Origin of the sequence: Pseudomonas sp. TWI628, assembly GCF_039673865.1 — a bacterium.
Lineage (GTDB): Bacteria > Pseudomonadota > Gammaproteobacteria > Pseudomonadales > Pseudomonadaceae > Aquipseudomonas.
Genome location: NZ_JBDJMM010000006.1, coordinates 186,358 through 200,610, shown reverse-complemented (window position 1 = coordinate 200,610; position 14,253 = coordinate 186,358). Strand labels below are relative to the sequence as shown.

General features: G+C 65.2%; 19 protein-coding genes. 10 read left to right on the top strand and 9 right to left on the bottom strand.

Annotation, left to right across the window (positions count from 1 at the left end):
• Positions 1–40: 40 nt before the first annotated feature.
• On the bottom strand, positions 41–484 hold the full coding sequence (locus tag ABE528_RS06965) for a helix-turn-helix domain-containing protein (RefSeq protein ID WP_152956271.1): 444 nt from the start codon (positions 482–484) through the stop codon (positions 41–43).
• A gap of 103 nt (positions 485–587) precedes the next feature.
• On the opposite strand from ABE528_RS06965, the gene ABE528_RS06960 reads away from it, so the two are divergent.
• On the top strand, positions 588–1,781 hold the full coding sequence (locus tag ABE528_RS06960; protein ID WP_346652529.1) for an MFS transporter: 1,194 nt from the start codon (positions 588–590) through the stop codon (positions 1,779–1,781).
• Here the strand turns inward: ABE528_RS06960 and ABE528_RS06955 are convergent.
• The 5 genes from ABE528_RS06955 to ABE528_RS06935 form a co-directional block, all read right to left on the bottom strand.
• Positions 1,769–2,452, bottom strand: coding sequence for an OmpW family outer membrane protein (locus tag ABE528_RS06955; RefSeq protein ID WP_060509644.1), 684 nt, complete (start codon positions 2,450–2,452; stop codon positions 1,769–1,771). The genes ABE528_RS06960 and ABE528_RS06955 overlap by 13 nt on opposite strands.
• A gap of 109 nt (positions 2,453–2,561) precedes the next feature.
• The gene (locus tag ABE528_RS06950; RefSeq protein ID WP_152956269.1) at positions 2,562–3,077 is read right to left on the bottom strand and encodes a DUF3299 domain-containing protein; all 516 of its coding nucleotides are present in this window, start codon (positions 3,075–3,077) and stop codon (positions 2,562–2,564) included.
• A gap of 8 nt (positions 3,078–3,085) precedes the next feature.
• Positions 3,086–4,351 carry an ABC transporter permease gene (locus tag ABE528_RS06945; protein WP_152956268.1) on the bottom strand — a complete coding sequence of 422 codons (1,266 nt, stop codon included), beginning with the start codon at positions 4,349–4,351 and terminating at the stop codon, positions 3,086–3,088.
• The gene (locus ABE528_RS06940) at positions 4,351–5,061 is read right to left on the bottom strand and encodes an ABC transporter ATP-binding protein (protein WP_152956267.1); all 711 of its coding nucleotides are present in this window, start codon (positions 5,059–5,061) and stop codon (positions 4,351–4,353) included. Before ABE528_RS06940 ends, ABE528_RS06945 begins: the two co-directional genes overlap by 1 nt.
• Before the next feature lies 1 nt (position 5,062).
• Complete coding sequence (locus tag ABE528_RS06935; protein ID WP_152956266.1) at positions 5,063–5,638, bottom strand: DUF2796 domain-containing protein; 576 nt, start codon at positions 5,636–5,638, stop codon at positions 5,063–5,065.
• 131 nt (positions 5,639–5,769) lie between these two features.
• Here ABE528_RS06935 and ABE528_RS06930 point away from each other — a divergent pair, with 131 nt between their 5' ends.
• Positions 5,770–6,105: a hypothetical protein gene (locus ABE528_RS06930; protein ID WP_346652528.1), complete on the top strand. Its 336-nt coding sequence runs from the start codon at positions 5,770–5,772 to the stop codon at positions 6,103–6,105.
• Between the two features lie 45 nt (positions 6,106–6,150).
• On the opposite strand, the gene trxA is transcribed toward ABE528_RS06930, so the two are convergent.
• Genes trxA through ABE528_RS06915 form a run of 3 tightly spaced genes read right to left on the bottom strand, consistent with a single transcriptional unit; the run spans position 6,151 to position 8,167 of the window.
• Complete coding sequence (gene trxA / locus ABE528_RS06925) at positions 6,151–7,023, bottom strand: thioredoxin (protein WP_152956265.1); 873 nt, start codon at positions 7,021–7,023, stop codon at positions 6,151–6,153.
• 31 nt (positions 7,024–7,054) lie between these two features.
• The gene (locus ABE528_RS06920; protein WP_346652527.1) at positions 7,055–7,714 is read right to left on the bottom strand and encodes a 50S ribosomal protein L11 methyltransferase; all 660 of its coding nucleotides are present in this window, start codon (positions 7,712–7,714) and stop codon (positions 7,055–7,057) included.
• Positions 7,715–8,167, bottom strand: a complete 453-nt coding sequence (locus tag ABE528_RS06915; protein ID WP_152956264.1) for a YbaY family lipoprotein — start codon at positions 8,165–8,167, stop codon at positions 7,715–7,717.
• A gap of 104 nt (positions 8,168–8,271) precedes the next feature.
• On the opposite strand from ABE528_RS06915, the gene nrdR reads away from it, so the two are divergent.
• The 8 genes from nrdR (at position 8,272) to ABE528_RS06875 (ending at position 14,239) form a co-directional block, all read left to right on the top strand.
• A complete protein-coding gene (nrdR, locus tag ABE528_RS06910) occupies positions 8,272–8,736 on the top strand; it encodes a transcriptional regulator NrdR (protein WP_054886565.1) in 465 nt (154 codons plus the stop codon).
• A gap of 2 nt (positions 8,737–8,738) precedes the next feature.
• A complete protein-coding gene (ribD, locus tag ABE528_RS06905; protein ID WP_346652526.1) occupies positions 8,739–9,869 on the top strand; it encodes a bifunctional diaminohydroxyphosphoribosylaminopyrimidine deaminase/5-amino-6-(5-phosphoribosylamino)uracil reductase RibD in 1,131 nt (376 codons plus the stop codon).
• A 42-nt stretch (positions 9,870–9,911) separates the two neighbouring features.
• Positions 9,912–10,577: a riboflavin synthase gene (locus tag ABE528_RS06900; RefSeq protein WP_346652525.1), complete on the top strand. Its 666-nt coding sequence runs from the start codon at positions 9,912–9,914 to the stop codon at positions 10,575–10,577.
• An 18-nt stretch (positions 10,578–10,595) separates the two neighbouring features.
• Positions 10,596–11,687, top strand: coding sequence for a bifunctional 3,4-dihydroxy-2-butanone-4-phosphate synthase/GTP cyclohydrolase II (gene ribBA / locus ABE528_RS06895; protein WP_346652524.1), 1,092 nt, complete (start codon positions 10,596–10,598; stop codon positions 11,685–11,687).
• 91 nt (positions 11,688–11,778) lie between these two features.
• A complete protein-coding gene (ribE, locus tag ABE528_RS06890; RefSeq protein ID WP_027917814.1) occupies positions 11,779–12,255 on the top strand; it encodes a 6,7-dimethyl-8-ribityllumazine synthase in 477 nt (158 codons plus the stop codon).
• Positions 12,252–12,752 carry a transcription antitermination factor NusB gene (nusB, locus tag ABE528_RS06885; protein ID WP_060509621.1) on the top strand — a complete coding sequence of 167 codons (501 nt, stop codon included), beginning with the start codon at positions 12,252–12,254 and terminating at the stop codon, positions 12,750–12,752. The genes ribE and nusB overlap by 4 nt, the downstream gene beginning before the upstream one ends.
• A gap of 18 nt (positions 12,753–12,770) precedes the next feature.
• The gene (thiL, locus tag ABE528_RS06880) at positions 12,771–13,739 is read left to right on the top strand and encodes a thiamine-phosphate kinase (RefSeq protein ID WP_346652523.1); all 969 of its coding nucleotides are present in this window, start codon (positions 12,771–12,773) and stop codon (positions 13,737–13,739) included.
• Positions 13,736–14,239 (top strand): phosphatidylglycerophosphatase A, encoded by a 504-nt coding sequence (locus ABE528_RS06875; RefSeq protein WP_027917812.1) that lies wholly within the window; start codon positions 13,736–13,738, stop codon positions 14,237–14,239. The genes thiL and ABE528_RS06875 overlap by 4 nt, the downstream gene beginning before the upstream one ends.
• Positions 14,240–14,253 lie beyond the last annotated feature (14 nt).

Genomic DNA, 14,253 nt, shown 5'->3' with positions numbered 1-14,253 from the left:
CTTCGCGGCCCATCGCCGGCAAGCGCGGCTCCCACAGGGTTCAGGTATGCCGAACAACCCTGCGTAGGCAATCTTCCGCCGCGAGAAGCCTGCCATCCTCGGATCGCACCTGCAGAGCCCCGACTGGCCGCCCCTTGGCACTGTCCACCAGTTCCGACCGCGCTTCCCCCGCCTCGAACAGAAAGCGCTCCCCCCACTGGCGCAACCCCACCACGATCGGAAACACCGAGCGCCCTTTCTCGGTCAGCACATATTCCTTGTAGGCACTGCCATCCGACGCGGGCTGCAACGCCAACAGCCCACTCTCCACCAGCAGCTTCAGCCGCGACGCCAGGATGTTCTTCGCCAGCCCCAAGTTTTTCTGGAACTCGCTGAAACGGCGCAGGCCATCGAAGGCATCGCGCAGGATCATCAGCGCCCAACGGTCACCCAGCACTTCCAGTGCCCGGGCCACGGGGCATTGAGCGTTCACGTCATCGAGCATTGGCGGCACCTGCGTTGTTCATCTGGTTGCAGATTAAAACCACATTTGCTAAATATCCATCATGTGGTTTCAATTTGAAACCAGGTGCGAAGGAGTCAGCCCGATGAATCGCTGGATAACCCTGTTACTTGCCACCACCTGCGCCATGGCCGTGGCCACGGTCTATTTCGCTCAACCTTTGCTCGAATCGATAGCCAGTGACCTGGGCGTGGCGCAGCAGCAGATCGGTTGGGTGGTCGGCGCGACCCAGGCAGGTTATGCCCTTGGGCTGATCCTGATCGTGCCACTTGGCGACCTGATCGAGCGCAAGAGCCTGCTGCTGGGGCAGTTGCTGATTGCCGCCCTGGCCTTGATCGGCGTTGGCCTGGCGCAGCAATGGCTGATGCTGCTGGCCGCGCTGGCCCTGGTCGGGCTGATGGCAGTCATGGTGCAAGTGATGCTCGCCCATGCCGCCACCCTTGCCAGCCCGGCCAGTCAGGGCCAGGCGGTGGGCACGGTGACCAGTGGGGTGGTGCTGGGCATTCTGCTGGCGCGTCTGGTTTCCGGAGCGCTCGCGGACCTGGCCGGATGGCGCAACGTGTACTTCGTGGCGGCAGCTGTGCTCATGCTGATGGCCGTGGTGCTCTGGCGCTGGCTGCCAGCAAGCCGGTTACCTGTGCAACGGCCCGGCTACCGGCAACTGATCGGTTCGTTGTTCACCTTGTATCGACACGACAGCCTGTTGCGCCGGCGCGGGCTGTTCGGCCTGCTGATCTTCGCTGCGTTCAGCGTGCTGTGGAGTGCCATGGTGCTGCCCCTGAGTGCGCCACCGCTGGCGCTCAGCCATACCGAGATTGGCCTGTTCGGCCTGGCGGGTATCGCCGGCACCCTGGCAGCGTCGCGGGCCGGGCGGCTGGCTGATCGAGGGCTGGGCGAGCGCACCACCGGCCTGGCGCTGGGCCTGTTGACGCTGTCATGGCTGCCGACCGCCTTCGTCGGGCACTCGCTGACCGCCTTCGTGCTGGGCGTACTGATGCTGGATTTCGCCGTGCAGGCGGTGCATGTCACCAACCAGAGCCTGTTGCTGGCGGGGCGTGGTGCGATGGCCAGCCGGTTGATCGGCGCCTACATGTGCTGCTACTCGATCGGCAGCGGTTTGGGGGCGGTGCTGGCAAGCTGGGCGTATGCGCGCTGGGGCTGGACTGCGGTATGTGCGCTGGGGATGGTGCTCAGTGCGCTGGCACTGGTGTACTGGTCGTGGGGGCAACGGGAAAGGGCGACCGAAGCCGCCCTGCCGTGTTCAGGTCAGAACTTGTAGCCCAGGCCGACCATGTATACCCAAGGGTCGACATCGACGTCGACCTTGGTCTTGCTGTAGCCCAGAGCGGTCGGGCCGTTGACGCTGGCCTTGGTGTCGATGTCGACGTACCAGACCGAGGCGTTCACCAGCAGGTTGTCGGTGATCATGTAGTCCATGCCCAACTGGCCGGCGATACCCACCGAATCCTGCAGCTTGAGGTTGCTGAAGCCCTGTTGCTTGCGCTCGCTGGTCAGGTCTTCATCGAAGAACAGGGTGTAGTTGATGCCCACGCCCGCATAGGGCTGGAACTTGGAGTTAGGCTCCATCGGGTAGTACTGCACGGACAGGGTCGGTGGCAGCTGTTTGATGTCGGCCAGTTTGCCGTCCAGCCCGCCGCCCAGGCCTTTGACGCCTACGCTGTGCTTGAACGGGGTCGCGGCCAGCAGCTCCAGGCCGATGTGGTCGGTGAGCATGTAGGCGAATGTCAGGCCCAGCTGGGTGTCGCTGTCCAGGGTCGCCTTGGTGCCCGACACCTTGTTGCCGTCGAATTTCAGGTCGCCGCTGTTTTCGTTCGGTGCCGTGGTGATGGCACCGGCGCGGACGATGACATCACCCGCCTGGTGGGCGTGGGCAACAGGGGCGGCGAGCGCAAGGGCCACAAGCGAGGCGCCGAGCAAGGACTTGTTCATGGAAGCTCCCAAAGGACGTGAGTAATCGAGTAGTCCAATGGTACGGATGCGTCCAAGACGAAAGTTTGACCCAGCTCAACGAAGCATCGTCACAAATTCGAAACAGTTCTCACTTGAGCACATAAGCGTATATTTTCTCCGCCTCCATCTGGTATCCGGCGTCGGCCAATTCGCTGCTGGAGGCTCTAACCTGCATCTTTCCCTCGATCCAGTAGGGCTGGTAGAGGTCCTCCACGCGCACACCCATTTCGCTGAAGATATGCACGATCTGGTTCGACGGAGGGGGGGGCACATGGATGCAGGCGCCGTAGTAAGGCACCAGCAAGAATTCCGTCGTGCGCCCTTCTTCGCTCACCTCCAGCGGCACGATGTAGCCTGGGATCTTGACTTGCTCGCCATCGAGGCTTTTCACCACCGGGGCGTCGGGCCCTTGTTGGCGTGCTGGAGGGGCCGATTCAGCCGACAGCGCATCGCTCAGCTGCGACATGTCGTGCAGCGGTGTAAGTTGTGGCGGGATGACCGGCGCACCTTCAGGGATCAGCGCAGGCCAGTCCAGCTCGCGCACCTCGTCCGCCCACACAGGGGCGGCGAGGAACAGGATCGATATCAACAGTACGCGGAGCATGATGCCTCTCAGAGATGAATGGACAGGCCGTCGGCCAGCGACTGCCGATAGGCGCGCCAGGCCGGTACGCTGCCCATCAGCAGCGCTGCGCCAAGGATGATAGCCAGCAGCGTCCATTCATGTGCGCTGGGCAAGGCCAGGGGCAGGTACAGCCCGTAGTTGGCCTGAACGTAGCCCTGGGCCAGGGCGATGCCCGCGTACAGCAAGCCAAGCCCGGCCGCGATGCCCGTCACCGCCAGTGCCAATGCTTCAAGTACCAGCAGCCCGGCGATATGCCATGGCCGTGCGCCCACCGAACGCAGGATCGCCATCTCCCGGCGGCGCTCGTTGAGGCTGGTGAGAATCGCCGTGAGCATGCCGATCAGGCCGGTCAGCACCACGAACAACGACACCACGAACAACGCCTGTTCGGCGGTGCCCATCAAGCTCCACAGCTCCTGCAAGGCCACCCCTGGCAGGATCGCCAGCAGCGGCTCGTTGCGGTACTCGTTGATCTCACGCTGCAGGCTGAAGGTGGCGATCTTGTTGTTCAGGCCGAGCATGAACGCGGTGATGGCTGCCGGTTGCAGATCCATGGTCCGTGCTTGTTCGGCGCTGATGCGCCCGGCACCACGGGCGGGCACGCCGTTGTGCCAGTCGATGTGGATGGCCTCCATGCCGCCGAGGCTGATGTGCAGGGTGCGGTCGACCGGAGTGCCGGTGCGTTTGAGCACGCCGACCACGGTGAACGGTTTGTCGTCGTGCTTGACCAGGCTGATCGCGGCGACACCGTGCGCCAGTACCAGCTTGTCGCCGAGTTTGTAATGCAGTGCGTCGGCCACTTCGGCGCCGAGCACTACTTCGAACGGGTCGCTGGCGAATTCACGGCCCTGGCTCAGTTGCAGATGCTGCTTGCGGCCGTACTGGTAATGGCTGAAGTAATCGGTAGTGGTCCCCATCACCCGGTAGCCACGGTGCGAGTCACCCAGCGAGATCGGGATCGCCCACTTGACCCGTGGGTCCTGGGCATAGTGCTGGAAGCTGTCCCAGCGGATGTTGTTGGTGGCGTTGCCGATGCGGAACACCGAGTACAGCAGCAGGTTCACCGACCCCGAACGGGCGCCGACGATCAGGTCGGTGCCGCTGATGGTGCTGGCGAAACTGGTGCGCGCTTCGGTGCGCACGCGCTCCACGGCCAGCAGCAGGCACACCGACAGGGCGATGGCGAAGGCGGTGAGAAACGCGGTGAAACGGCGGTTGGCCAGGCTGGCCAGGGCAAGGCGAAGCAGGTACATCAGGCCTCCCGGGGCTTGGCGGCGCGGTTGAGATCGGCCAGGGACAGGTGACGGTCGAACAGCGGTGCCAGGCTCTGGTCATGGCTGACGAACAGCAGGCTGGAACCGGCTGTGCGGCATTCGTCGAACAGCAGGCGGATGAAGGCTTCGCGGGTGTCGGCATCCAGCGCTGAGGTCGGCTCGTCGGCGATCACCAGTTCTGGTTGGCCGATCAGTGCGCGAGCAGCCGCCACGCGCTGCTGCTGGCCGATCGACAGGCTGTCGGCACGCCGTGCGAGCAGCGCCGGGTCACCCAGGCCCAGGTGCGCGAGCAGCTCGCTGGCGGCCTGGTCGACGCTGCCGTGGCGCTGAATGGCCCGTTCGGCGCGGCTGCGCGAGAAACGGCAAGGCAGCTCGACGTTCTCGCGCACCGAGAGAAACGGCAGCAGGTTGAACTGCTGGAAGATGTAGCCGGTGTGGTCGACCCGGAAGCGGTCACGCGCACCCTGGCCAAGCACGGCGAGGTCCTGGCCAAGCAGCTGGATACGCCCCTGACCTGGCCGATTGACCCCGCCGAGCAGGCCCAGCAGGGTGGTCTTGCCACTGCCGCTGGGGCCCTTGAGGAACAGCGCTTCGCCGGCCTCCAGGCGCAATGCCGGAATATCCAGCAGTGGCGCCTGGCCGGGCCAGGCGAACACCAGGTCCTGCAGTTCAATCAACGCCTGGCTCATCTCAGAACGCAACCACGGCCTTGGCCGGCGAAGTCTCGACGCCTTTCTGGCCATTCGGGCCGATCAGTTGCACGTTGATCTTCTGAGTGGCCGGGAAGGCCTTGAACAGCGGGGCGAGGTCGATCTGGGCGAGTTTTTCCGGGGTGGCGCAGGTCAGCTGGTAGTGGGCATTGATGTCGCTGTGCACGTGGCCTTTCTCGTGCTCGTCACCGTCGTCATCAGCCTTGGCCGCATCGCCGAACAGCGGGCTTTCCAGCTCTTGCTGGTCTTCCTTGCAGCCGGCGGCCGAGGCCAGGGCAAACAGCTTCAGGGGTTGTTCGAGCTGCTGGCGCACCGCGGCAACCTTGGCCTTGTCCGCATCGCTGCTGGCCATGTGCTCGAAGCCGACCAGGTTCATCGCCGGGCTGTCCAGCTCCAGCTCCAGGGTGTTGCCATCGAGCACGGCATTGAGCTTGGCCACACCATGCTCGTGGGCACCGAGGGTGCCGTGGGCGTGATCATGGTCATGTTCGTCGTGGGCATGGGCCACGGCCAGGGGCAGCAGGGCGAAAGGCAGGGCAAGCAGCAGGCGACGCATGGACGACTCCGGGAGCGGGCTGGAAGATTTGGTTATGTTATAACAACTTTTCTTCGCGCCGCCAGCCTGTGTGGCGCAGGTTTCATGTTGCGGTAGCATGGTTGCATTGATCTGAGCTCAAGGAACGCATCGTGAGAATTCGTGGACAGATTGGTGACTGGCCGGTGGACCTGACCCTCGAGCTGGAGCCGCAGGAGTGGGCGCAGTTGGGGCGGCAGATCGAAGTGCCGGTGGCTGAACCGGTAGCCGTTGCGGCGGCGCCGCGCCAGGACGACGGACAGTGGCATGCCGCACGTGAGGTGCTGCGTCTGGCAGGGCAGATGAGCGGGCCGGAGCTGCTCGACCGGCTGGAAGGGCTGGCCGGGAGCACGGCAGCGGGCAAGCGGTTGCTGGTGCGCTTGCGGCACAGCAGTGAGGTTAAGGTGGAAAGTGGCGTGGATGCGCCGGTGTATCACTGGGTGGGGTGAGGTCCTGGATTCTGGGGCCGCAAAGCGGCCCCGCCATTCTCAGGCTCAGAACATGGCCGAAGACAAGCGACGACGGTAAACACCTACCAACGGATGATCACTGCCCAGCAACTCGAACACCTGCAGCATCGCCTTCTGCGGCAAGCCGTTCTCATAAGCACGATTGCGCTGGAACAGCTTCAGCAACCCTTCCAGTGCCGCTTCATACTGCTGACGGGCCAACTGCTGAATGCTCAGCTGGTAAGCCGCCTCATCATCCTGCGGGTTCTGCGCCAGGCGACTTTTCAGGTCGGCGACTTCCGGCAGGCTGGCGGCCTGGCGCAGGAAGGTCAGCTGGGCCTTGGCACCGGCCAAGGCGGCCTTGTGCTCATCGGTCTTGACCGCATCCAGCACCACTTGGGCTTCACCCAGCTCGCCACGCTCGGCCAGGCAGCGGGCATAAAAAATCAGCGCCTCGGTATTGCTGTTGTCTTCACCCAGCAGTGCCTTCAGCGCAGCCTCGGCCTCGGCGAAGCGGCTTTCGGCGAACAGCGCCTTGGCCTGTTCCAAAGGCGAAGCGGTCGGGGCGGCCGGCAATTGCACATGCGGCTCGAGCATGGCGCGAATCGCCGACTCCGGCTGGGCACCAGCAAAGCCGTCGACCGGCTGGCCATCCTTGAACAGCACCACGGTCGGCAGGCTGCGGATGCCGAACTGGGCCACCACCTGCTGCTCGACGTCGCAGTTGATCTTGGCCAGCAGCAGCTCGCCCTGGTAACCCTCGGCGATCTTCGCCAGCAGCGGCATCAGCGCCTTGCACGGCGCGCACCACTCGGCCCAGAAGTCCACCAGCACCGGCTTGTGGAAGGAGTTCTCGATCACCAGTTGCTGGAAGGTGGCATCGGTGGCATCGAAGATATATGGGGTGTCCTGGCTCATCGCGACTCTCGCAAATCCGTGAATGGCACCACTATAAAGGCTCGCGGCTGGCGTGGTACAGGCTGACCCTGCGGAATTCGTGCGGCTCGGCCAGGTCTGGCAGGGTCAAGGCTTCGAGCACGCCAAGCTGCCGGTACAGCGGGTGGCTGAAATCGCGGACTCGCGAGTCGGCCACCAGTGCCTGGCGACCGCGGCCAAGGAAGGCATCGAGCAGCGGCAGGTTGGCGCGGTCATAGAGCACGTCGGCAACCAGGATCAGGTCGAAGCGGTCGGCTTCGGCGAAGAAGTCGCTGCTGTAGCCCAGTTCGACCTCGTTGAGCTGGGCGTTGGCACGGCAGGCTTGCAGGGCCAGCGGGTCGAGGTCACAGGCGACCACTTCCAGCGCCCCGGCGCGGGCCGCCGCGATCCCGGCAATGCCGGAGCCGGCGCCAAAGTCCAGCACGCGCTTGCCGGCTACCCACTCGGGGTTCGCCGCCAGGTAGCGGGCCATGGCCAGGCCGCTGGCCCAGCAGAAGCTCCAGTACGGCGGTTCTTCGAGGATGCGCCGGGTTTCTTCGCTGCTGAAGGCGCGGTCCATGTTCTGATCATCGATCAGCCACAGCTTCAGCGCGCACTCAGGCAGGTCGCTGATGACCAGGCGCGCTTCGCCGATCAGGCCACTGAGGGCCTGTTGCAGGGCAAGCGGCGCCACTTAGGGGGTCTTCTCGAAGCGCAGCGGGCCGGTTGCCTGGGTCTGGGCCTGGATGATGCGCACGGGGGGAAGGTGCATGATCAGCTGGCCGGAACTGCTGGCACGGCCGCGCAGTTCGACGCGGGCACCGGCCGGGAAGGCCTCGGGGTTGAAGCGCAGGTGATAGGGCAGGGCCTGGCCGGTGCCGGTCAGATTGCTGCTGGCCAGCAGCTGTTGCGGGCGGTCGCGGTCGTCGATGACCAGCAGCGCCAGCTCCACGTCGGCGCCGGCGGGGATTTCCAGCAAGGTGCCGCTCAACTCACGCTGATAGGCCGGCAGCGGGCCAAGCGGTTCGGCGTTTTTCGCCACCTTGGCTGCTGCTGGCGCGGGGACTGCTTCTGTCTTGGGGCGGTCACTGCCGCAGGCGGCGAGCAGGGAAGCGCAGCACAGCACGACGAGCGCACGAAGATGCATGGGTGGGTCCTTCACGGGCAGAATTTATGGATGTTAACCCCTTTGGCTTGTCTTGCCAGTGCAATGCGCTACCATGGCCCTCCCTTTTTTTGTTGCCTGCCACCATGCACTGTCCCTTTTGCGGTGCCAACGACACCAAGGTCATCGACTCGCGTCTGGTCGCCGAGGGCGAACAGGTGCGCCGCCGCCGTGAATGCGTCGCCTGCGGCGAGCGCTTCACCACCTTCGAAACCGCCGAGCTGGTGCTGCCCCGGCTGATCAAGCAGGACGGCACGCGCCAGCCCTTCGATGAAGAGAAGCTGCGCGCCGGCATGCAGCGTGCGCTGGAGAAGCGCCCGGTCAGCATCGAGCGCCTGGAAGCGGCGCTGGCGCATATCAAGAGCCGCCTGCGCGCCACCGGCGAGCGTGAGGTCAAGTCGCTGGTGGTGGGTGAAATGGTCATGGCCGAGCTGCGCAAGCTCGACGAAGTGGCCTACATTCGCTTCGCCTCGGTGTACCGGCGCTTCCAGGACCTCGACGAATTCCGCGAAGAAATCGACCGCCTGGCCCGCGAGCCGGCTAAAGAGTGAGCATGCCCAGCCAGACCGCGATCCTCGATGCCCATTACATGGCCCGCGCGCTGGAACTGGCGCGCAAGGGCGTGTACACCACCCACCCCAACCCGCGTGTGGGTTGCGTGATCGTCCGCGATGGCGAGGTGGTCGGTGAAGGCTGGCATGTGCGTGCCGGCGAGCCGCATGCCGAAGTGCATGCCCTGCGTCAGGCCGGCGAACTGGCCCGCGGCGCCTGCGCCTACGTGACCCTGGAACCGTGCAGCCACCACGGCCGCACGCCGCCGTGCGCCGAGGCGCTGGTCAAGGCCGGTGTGGCCCGTGTGGTCGCCGCCATGCAGGACCCCAACCCGCAAGTCGCAGGGCAGGGCCTGCGGCGCCTGGCGGACGCAGGCATCATCGTGGCCAGCGGCGTGCTCGAAGCCGAGGCCCGCGCCCTCAACCCCGGCTTCCTCAAGCGCATGGAGCACGGCTTGCCGTTCGTCCGCGCCAAGCTGGCCATGAGCCTGGATGGCCGCACCGCCATGGCCAGTGGCGAAAGCCAGTGGATCACCGGGCCCGCTGCCCGCTCGGCAGTGCAGCGCCTGCGCGCCCGTTCCAGCGTAGTGCTGACCAGTGCGGCCAGCGTGCTGGCCGACAACGCGCGGATGACCGTGCGTGGCAACGAGTTGGGGCTGGACACCGAAACCACCGCCCTGGCACTGAGCCGCACGCCGTTGCGCGTGCTGATCGACGGCCGCCTGCGTTTGCCGCTGGACGCGCCATTCTTCCAGGCCGGCCCGGCGCTGGTGGTCACCGCCGTCGCAGATGACCCGCGCTATGCCGCTGCCGGCCATGAGCTGCTCAGCCTGCCGGGCGACAATGGCCAGGTGGACCTGCCGGCGCTGCTGCAGGCGCTGGCCGCTCGCGGTGCCAACGACATCCTCCTGGAGGCCGGTGCCGGCCTGGTCGGTGCCTTTGCCCGGCTGGGCCTGATCGACGAGTACCAGCTGTTCGTCGCTGGCACCTTCCTCGGCTCCCAGGCCCGGCCGTTGCTGGACTGGCCGCTGGAGAAGATGAACCAGGCACCGCGGCTGAAAATCACCGAAATGCGCGCAGTGGGCGATGACTGGCGGGTCACGGCCATCCCTCTGCCGGCGCCCGGCGTATAATGCCGGGCTTGCCCCGCGCAACCCGTTTCTGAGGAAGTCCCCATGTTCACCGGCATCATCGAATCCATCGGCACCATCCGCAGCCTGACCCCCAAGGGCGGTGACGTGCGCGTCTACGTCGAAACCGGCAAGCTCGACCTGGGTGACGTCAAGCTCGGCGACAGCATCGCCGTCAACGGCGTGTGCCTGACCGCCGTCGAGCTGCCGGGCAACGGGTTCTGGGCCGACGTCAGCGTCGAAACCCTCAAGCGCACCGCGTTCATCGACCTCAAGAGCGGCAGCAAGGTCAACCTGGAAAAGGCCCTGACCCCGACCACCCGCCTGGGCGGCCACCTGGTCAGCGGCCACGTCGACGGTGTCGGCGAAATCCTCTCGCGCAGCGATAACGCCCGCGCCATCCAGTTCCGCGTGCGTGCGCCCAAGGAGCTGGCCAAGTACATCGCCCACAAGGGTTCGATCACCGTCGACGGCACCAGCCTGACGGTCAACGAGGTCAATGGCGCCGAATTCGAGCTGACCATTGTCCCGCACACCCTGTCCGAAACCATCATGGCCGACTACCGTGCAGGGCGTCGGGTCAACCTTGAGGTCGACTTGCTGGCCCGTTACCTGGAGCGTCTGCTGCTGGGCGACAAGGCTGCCGAACCGAGCAAGGGCAGTGGCATCACCGAAAGCTTCCTGGCCGCCAACGGCTTCTTGAAATCCTGATTGAGAAGGGGGTGCCGAGTGGCGCTCAACAGCATCGAAGAACTGGTCGAAGACATCCGCCAGGGCAAAATGGTCATCCTCATGGATGACGAAGACCGCGAAAACGAAGGCGACATCATCATGGCGGCCGAGTGCTGCCTGCCTGAGCACATCAACTTCATGGCCAAGCACGCCCGCGGCCTGATCTGCATGCCGATGACCCGCGAGCGTTGCGAAACCCTGAAGCTGCCGTTGATGGCGCCGCGCAACGGCTCGGGCTTCGGCACCAAGTTCACCGTGTCGATCGAAGCCGCCGAAGGCGTCACCACCGGCATCTCCGCCGCTGACCGTGCGCGCACCGTGCAGGCTGCCGCGGCCAAGGACGCCAAGGCCGAAGACATCGTCAGCCCAGGCCACATCTTCCCGCTGATGGCCCAGCCCGGCGGCACCCTGGCCCGCGCTGGCCACACCGAAGCGGCTTGCGACCTGGCGCGCATGGCCGGCTTCGAGCCGAGCGGCGTGATCTGTGAGGTGATGAACGACGACGGCACCATGTCGCGCCGTGCCGAACTGGAAGTGTTCGCCGCCGAACACGGCCTCAAGATCGGCACCATCGCCGACCTGATCCACTACCGCATGATCCACGAGCGCACCGTGCAGCGCGTCTCCGAGCAGCCGGTCGAGAGCGAGCTGGGTGAATTCAACCTGGTCACCTACCGTGACGCGGTGGAAGGCGACGTGCACATGGCCCTGACCCTGGGCAAGATCTGCGCCGAAGAGCCGACCCTGGTGCGCGTGCACAACATGGACCCGCTGCGCGACCTGCTGCTGGTCAAGCAGCCGGGCCGCTGGAGCCTGCGCGCGGCCATGGCCGCCGTGGCCGAGGCGGGTAGTGGCGTGGTGCTGCTGCTGGGCCACCCGCTGGACGGCGACGTACTGCTGGCGCACATCCGCGAAAGCGCGAGCGATGTACCGACCAAGGCGCCGACCACCTACAGCACCGTCGGTGCCGGTTCGCAGATCCTGCGCGACCTCGGTGTGCGCAAGATGCGCCTGATGAGTTCGCCGATGAAGTTCAATGCGATATCCGGATTCGATCTGGAAGTTGTAGAATACGTGCCCTCCGAGTGACTTGAGGCGGCATTGACGCCCAGAGCTCGAGTCCACACCCCTGCCGAGGCCGCTTGTATGCGGCCTCGCTCTTGAAGATGAGAATATCGGAATGACCCTGAAGACCATCGAAGGTACCTTCATCGCCCCCAAAGGTCGCTATGCTTTGGTGGTTGGCCGCTTCAACAGCTTCGTCGTCGAAAGCCTGGTTAGCGGCGCCGTTGATACCCTGGTACGCCACGGTGTCAGCGAAAGCGACATCACCATCATCCGTGCCCCGGGTGCGTTCGAAATCCCGCTGGTGGCACAGAAAGTCGCCCAGCAAGGCGAATACGACGCGATCATCGCCCTGGGCGCAGTGATCCGCGGCGGTACCCCGCACTTCGAATACGTGGCGGGCGAATGCACCAAGGGCCTGGCCCAGGTGTCCATGGAGTTCGGCGTACCGGTGGCCTTCGGCGTTCTGACCGTCGACTCCATCGAACAAGCCATCGAACGTTCCGGCACCAAGGCTGGCAACAAAGGCGGTGAAGCTGCCCTGTCCGCTCTGGAAATGGTCAGCCTGCTGGCGCAGTTGGAGGCCAAGTGATTAGCGACGAAAGCGATCGTTTCAACCCGCGCGATCCAAAACCTGCGGATGCCGGCAAGCCATCGAAGAGCGCCAAGCGCCGCGAAGCCCGCAAGCTCGCGACCCAGGCCCTGTATCAGTGGCACATGGCCCAGCATTCGCTGAACGAGATCGAAGCGCAGTTCCGGGTCGATAACGATTTCACCGATGTCGACGGTGCCTATTTCCGTGAAATCCTGCATGGGGTTCCGGCGATCAAAGGCGAAATCGACGGCGCGCTGAAGCCGTGCCTGTCCATCGCACTGGAAGAGCTCGACCCAGTCGAGCTGGCCGTGCTGCGCCTGTCCACCTGGGAGCTGATCAAGCGCGTCGACGTACCGTACCGCGTAGTGATCAACGAGGGCGTGGAGCTGGCCAAGGTCTTCGGTGCCACCGACGGCCACAAGTTCGTCAACGGTGTGCTGGACAAGCTCGCTCCGGCCCTGCGTGAAGCAGAAGTCAAGGCGAACAAGCGCTGATCCTGGCGCTGCCTGCCCATGGGTGAGTTCGAGCTGATCAACCATTACTTCGCCGCCGCGCCTTGTGCGCAGGGCGGCGAGGGCGTGGCCCTGGGTATCGGCGACGACTGTGCCCTGCTGGACCTTCCACCCGGTGAGCAACTGGCGGTGTCGACCGACACTCTTGTCGCCGGGGTGCATTTCCCCGCTGTCTGCGATCCGCTGCTGCTTGGCCAGCGCTCGTTGGCCGTGGCGGCCAGTGACCTGGCGGCCATGGGCGCGACGGCGATCGGCTTCACCCTCGCCCTGACCCTGCCTGATGTCGGCCCCGACTGGCTGGCGGCCTATGCCGACGGCCTCAGCCGCATGGCCCACCGTTGCCGCATGAGCCTGATTGGTGGCGACACCACCCGCGGCCCGCTGAGCATCACCGTCACCGTGTTCGGCCGGGTGCCGACCGGCCAGGCGTTGCGCCGCAGCGGCGCACGGCCTGGCGACCTGCTGTGCGTTGGGGGTTCACTGGGCAAGGCGGCAGGGGCGTTGCCACTGGTACTGGGTGAGCGCGAGGCACCGGCCGAGCTGGCCAAGCCGCTGCTCGACCACTACTGGTCGCCGATGCCGCAGCTCCACCTTGGGCAGCTGCTGCGCGGCCGGGCCACGGCGGCGTTGGACATTTCCGATGGCCTGCTCGCCGACTGTGGGCATATCGCCAAGGCGTCCGGGGTCGCACTCGAGGTGAACCTGCTGCAGGTCCCAGTGTCTCCTGCTCTGGAGGCCTTCCTTGGCCTCGATGCGGCCCGGCTGGCAGCGCTGACTGGCGGCGACGACTACGTACTGGCTTTCACCCTGCCGCCTGCAGCGCTCGCCCCGCTGACCGACCTCGGTTTTGCCGAGGTGCACGTCATCGGCCGCGTGCTCGAAGGCCAGGGCGTGACCCTGCGCGACCCGCAGGGCCATGACATCACCCCGGTTCAACGGGGCTATCAACACTTTAGGGAGACACCGTGACCGACCACCCCAATCAGGTGCCTGCGGAGTTCGTTCCGCCATCGGTCTGGCGCAACCCGTGGCACTTCATCGCCTTTGGCTTCGGCTCCGGCACCCTGCCCAAGGCCCCCGGTACCTGGGGTTCGATGGTGGCGATCCCGTTCATCCCACTGTGGCAAATGCTGCCTGACTGGGGCTATTGGCTGCTGCTGGGTGTGATGATGCTGTTCGGCTTCTGGCTGTGCGGCAAGGTCGCCAACGACTTGCGCGTGCACGACCATGAAGGCATTGTCTGGGACGAGATGGTCGGCATGTGGATCACCCTGTGGCTGGTGCCGGAAGGGTGGCAGTGGATCCTTGCCGGGTTCCTGATGTTCCGCTTCTTCGACATCCTCAAGCCATGGCCGATCCGCTGGATCGATCGCCATGTGCACGGGGGTGTCGGGATCATGCTCGACGATATCCTCGCCGGTGTGTTCGCCTGGCTGGGCATGCAGATTCTGGTATGGGCGGTAGGCTGAAGCAGGGAGCGTTG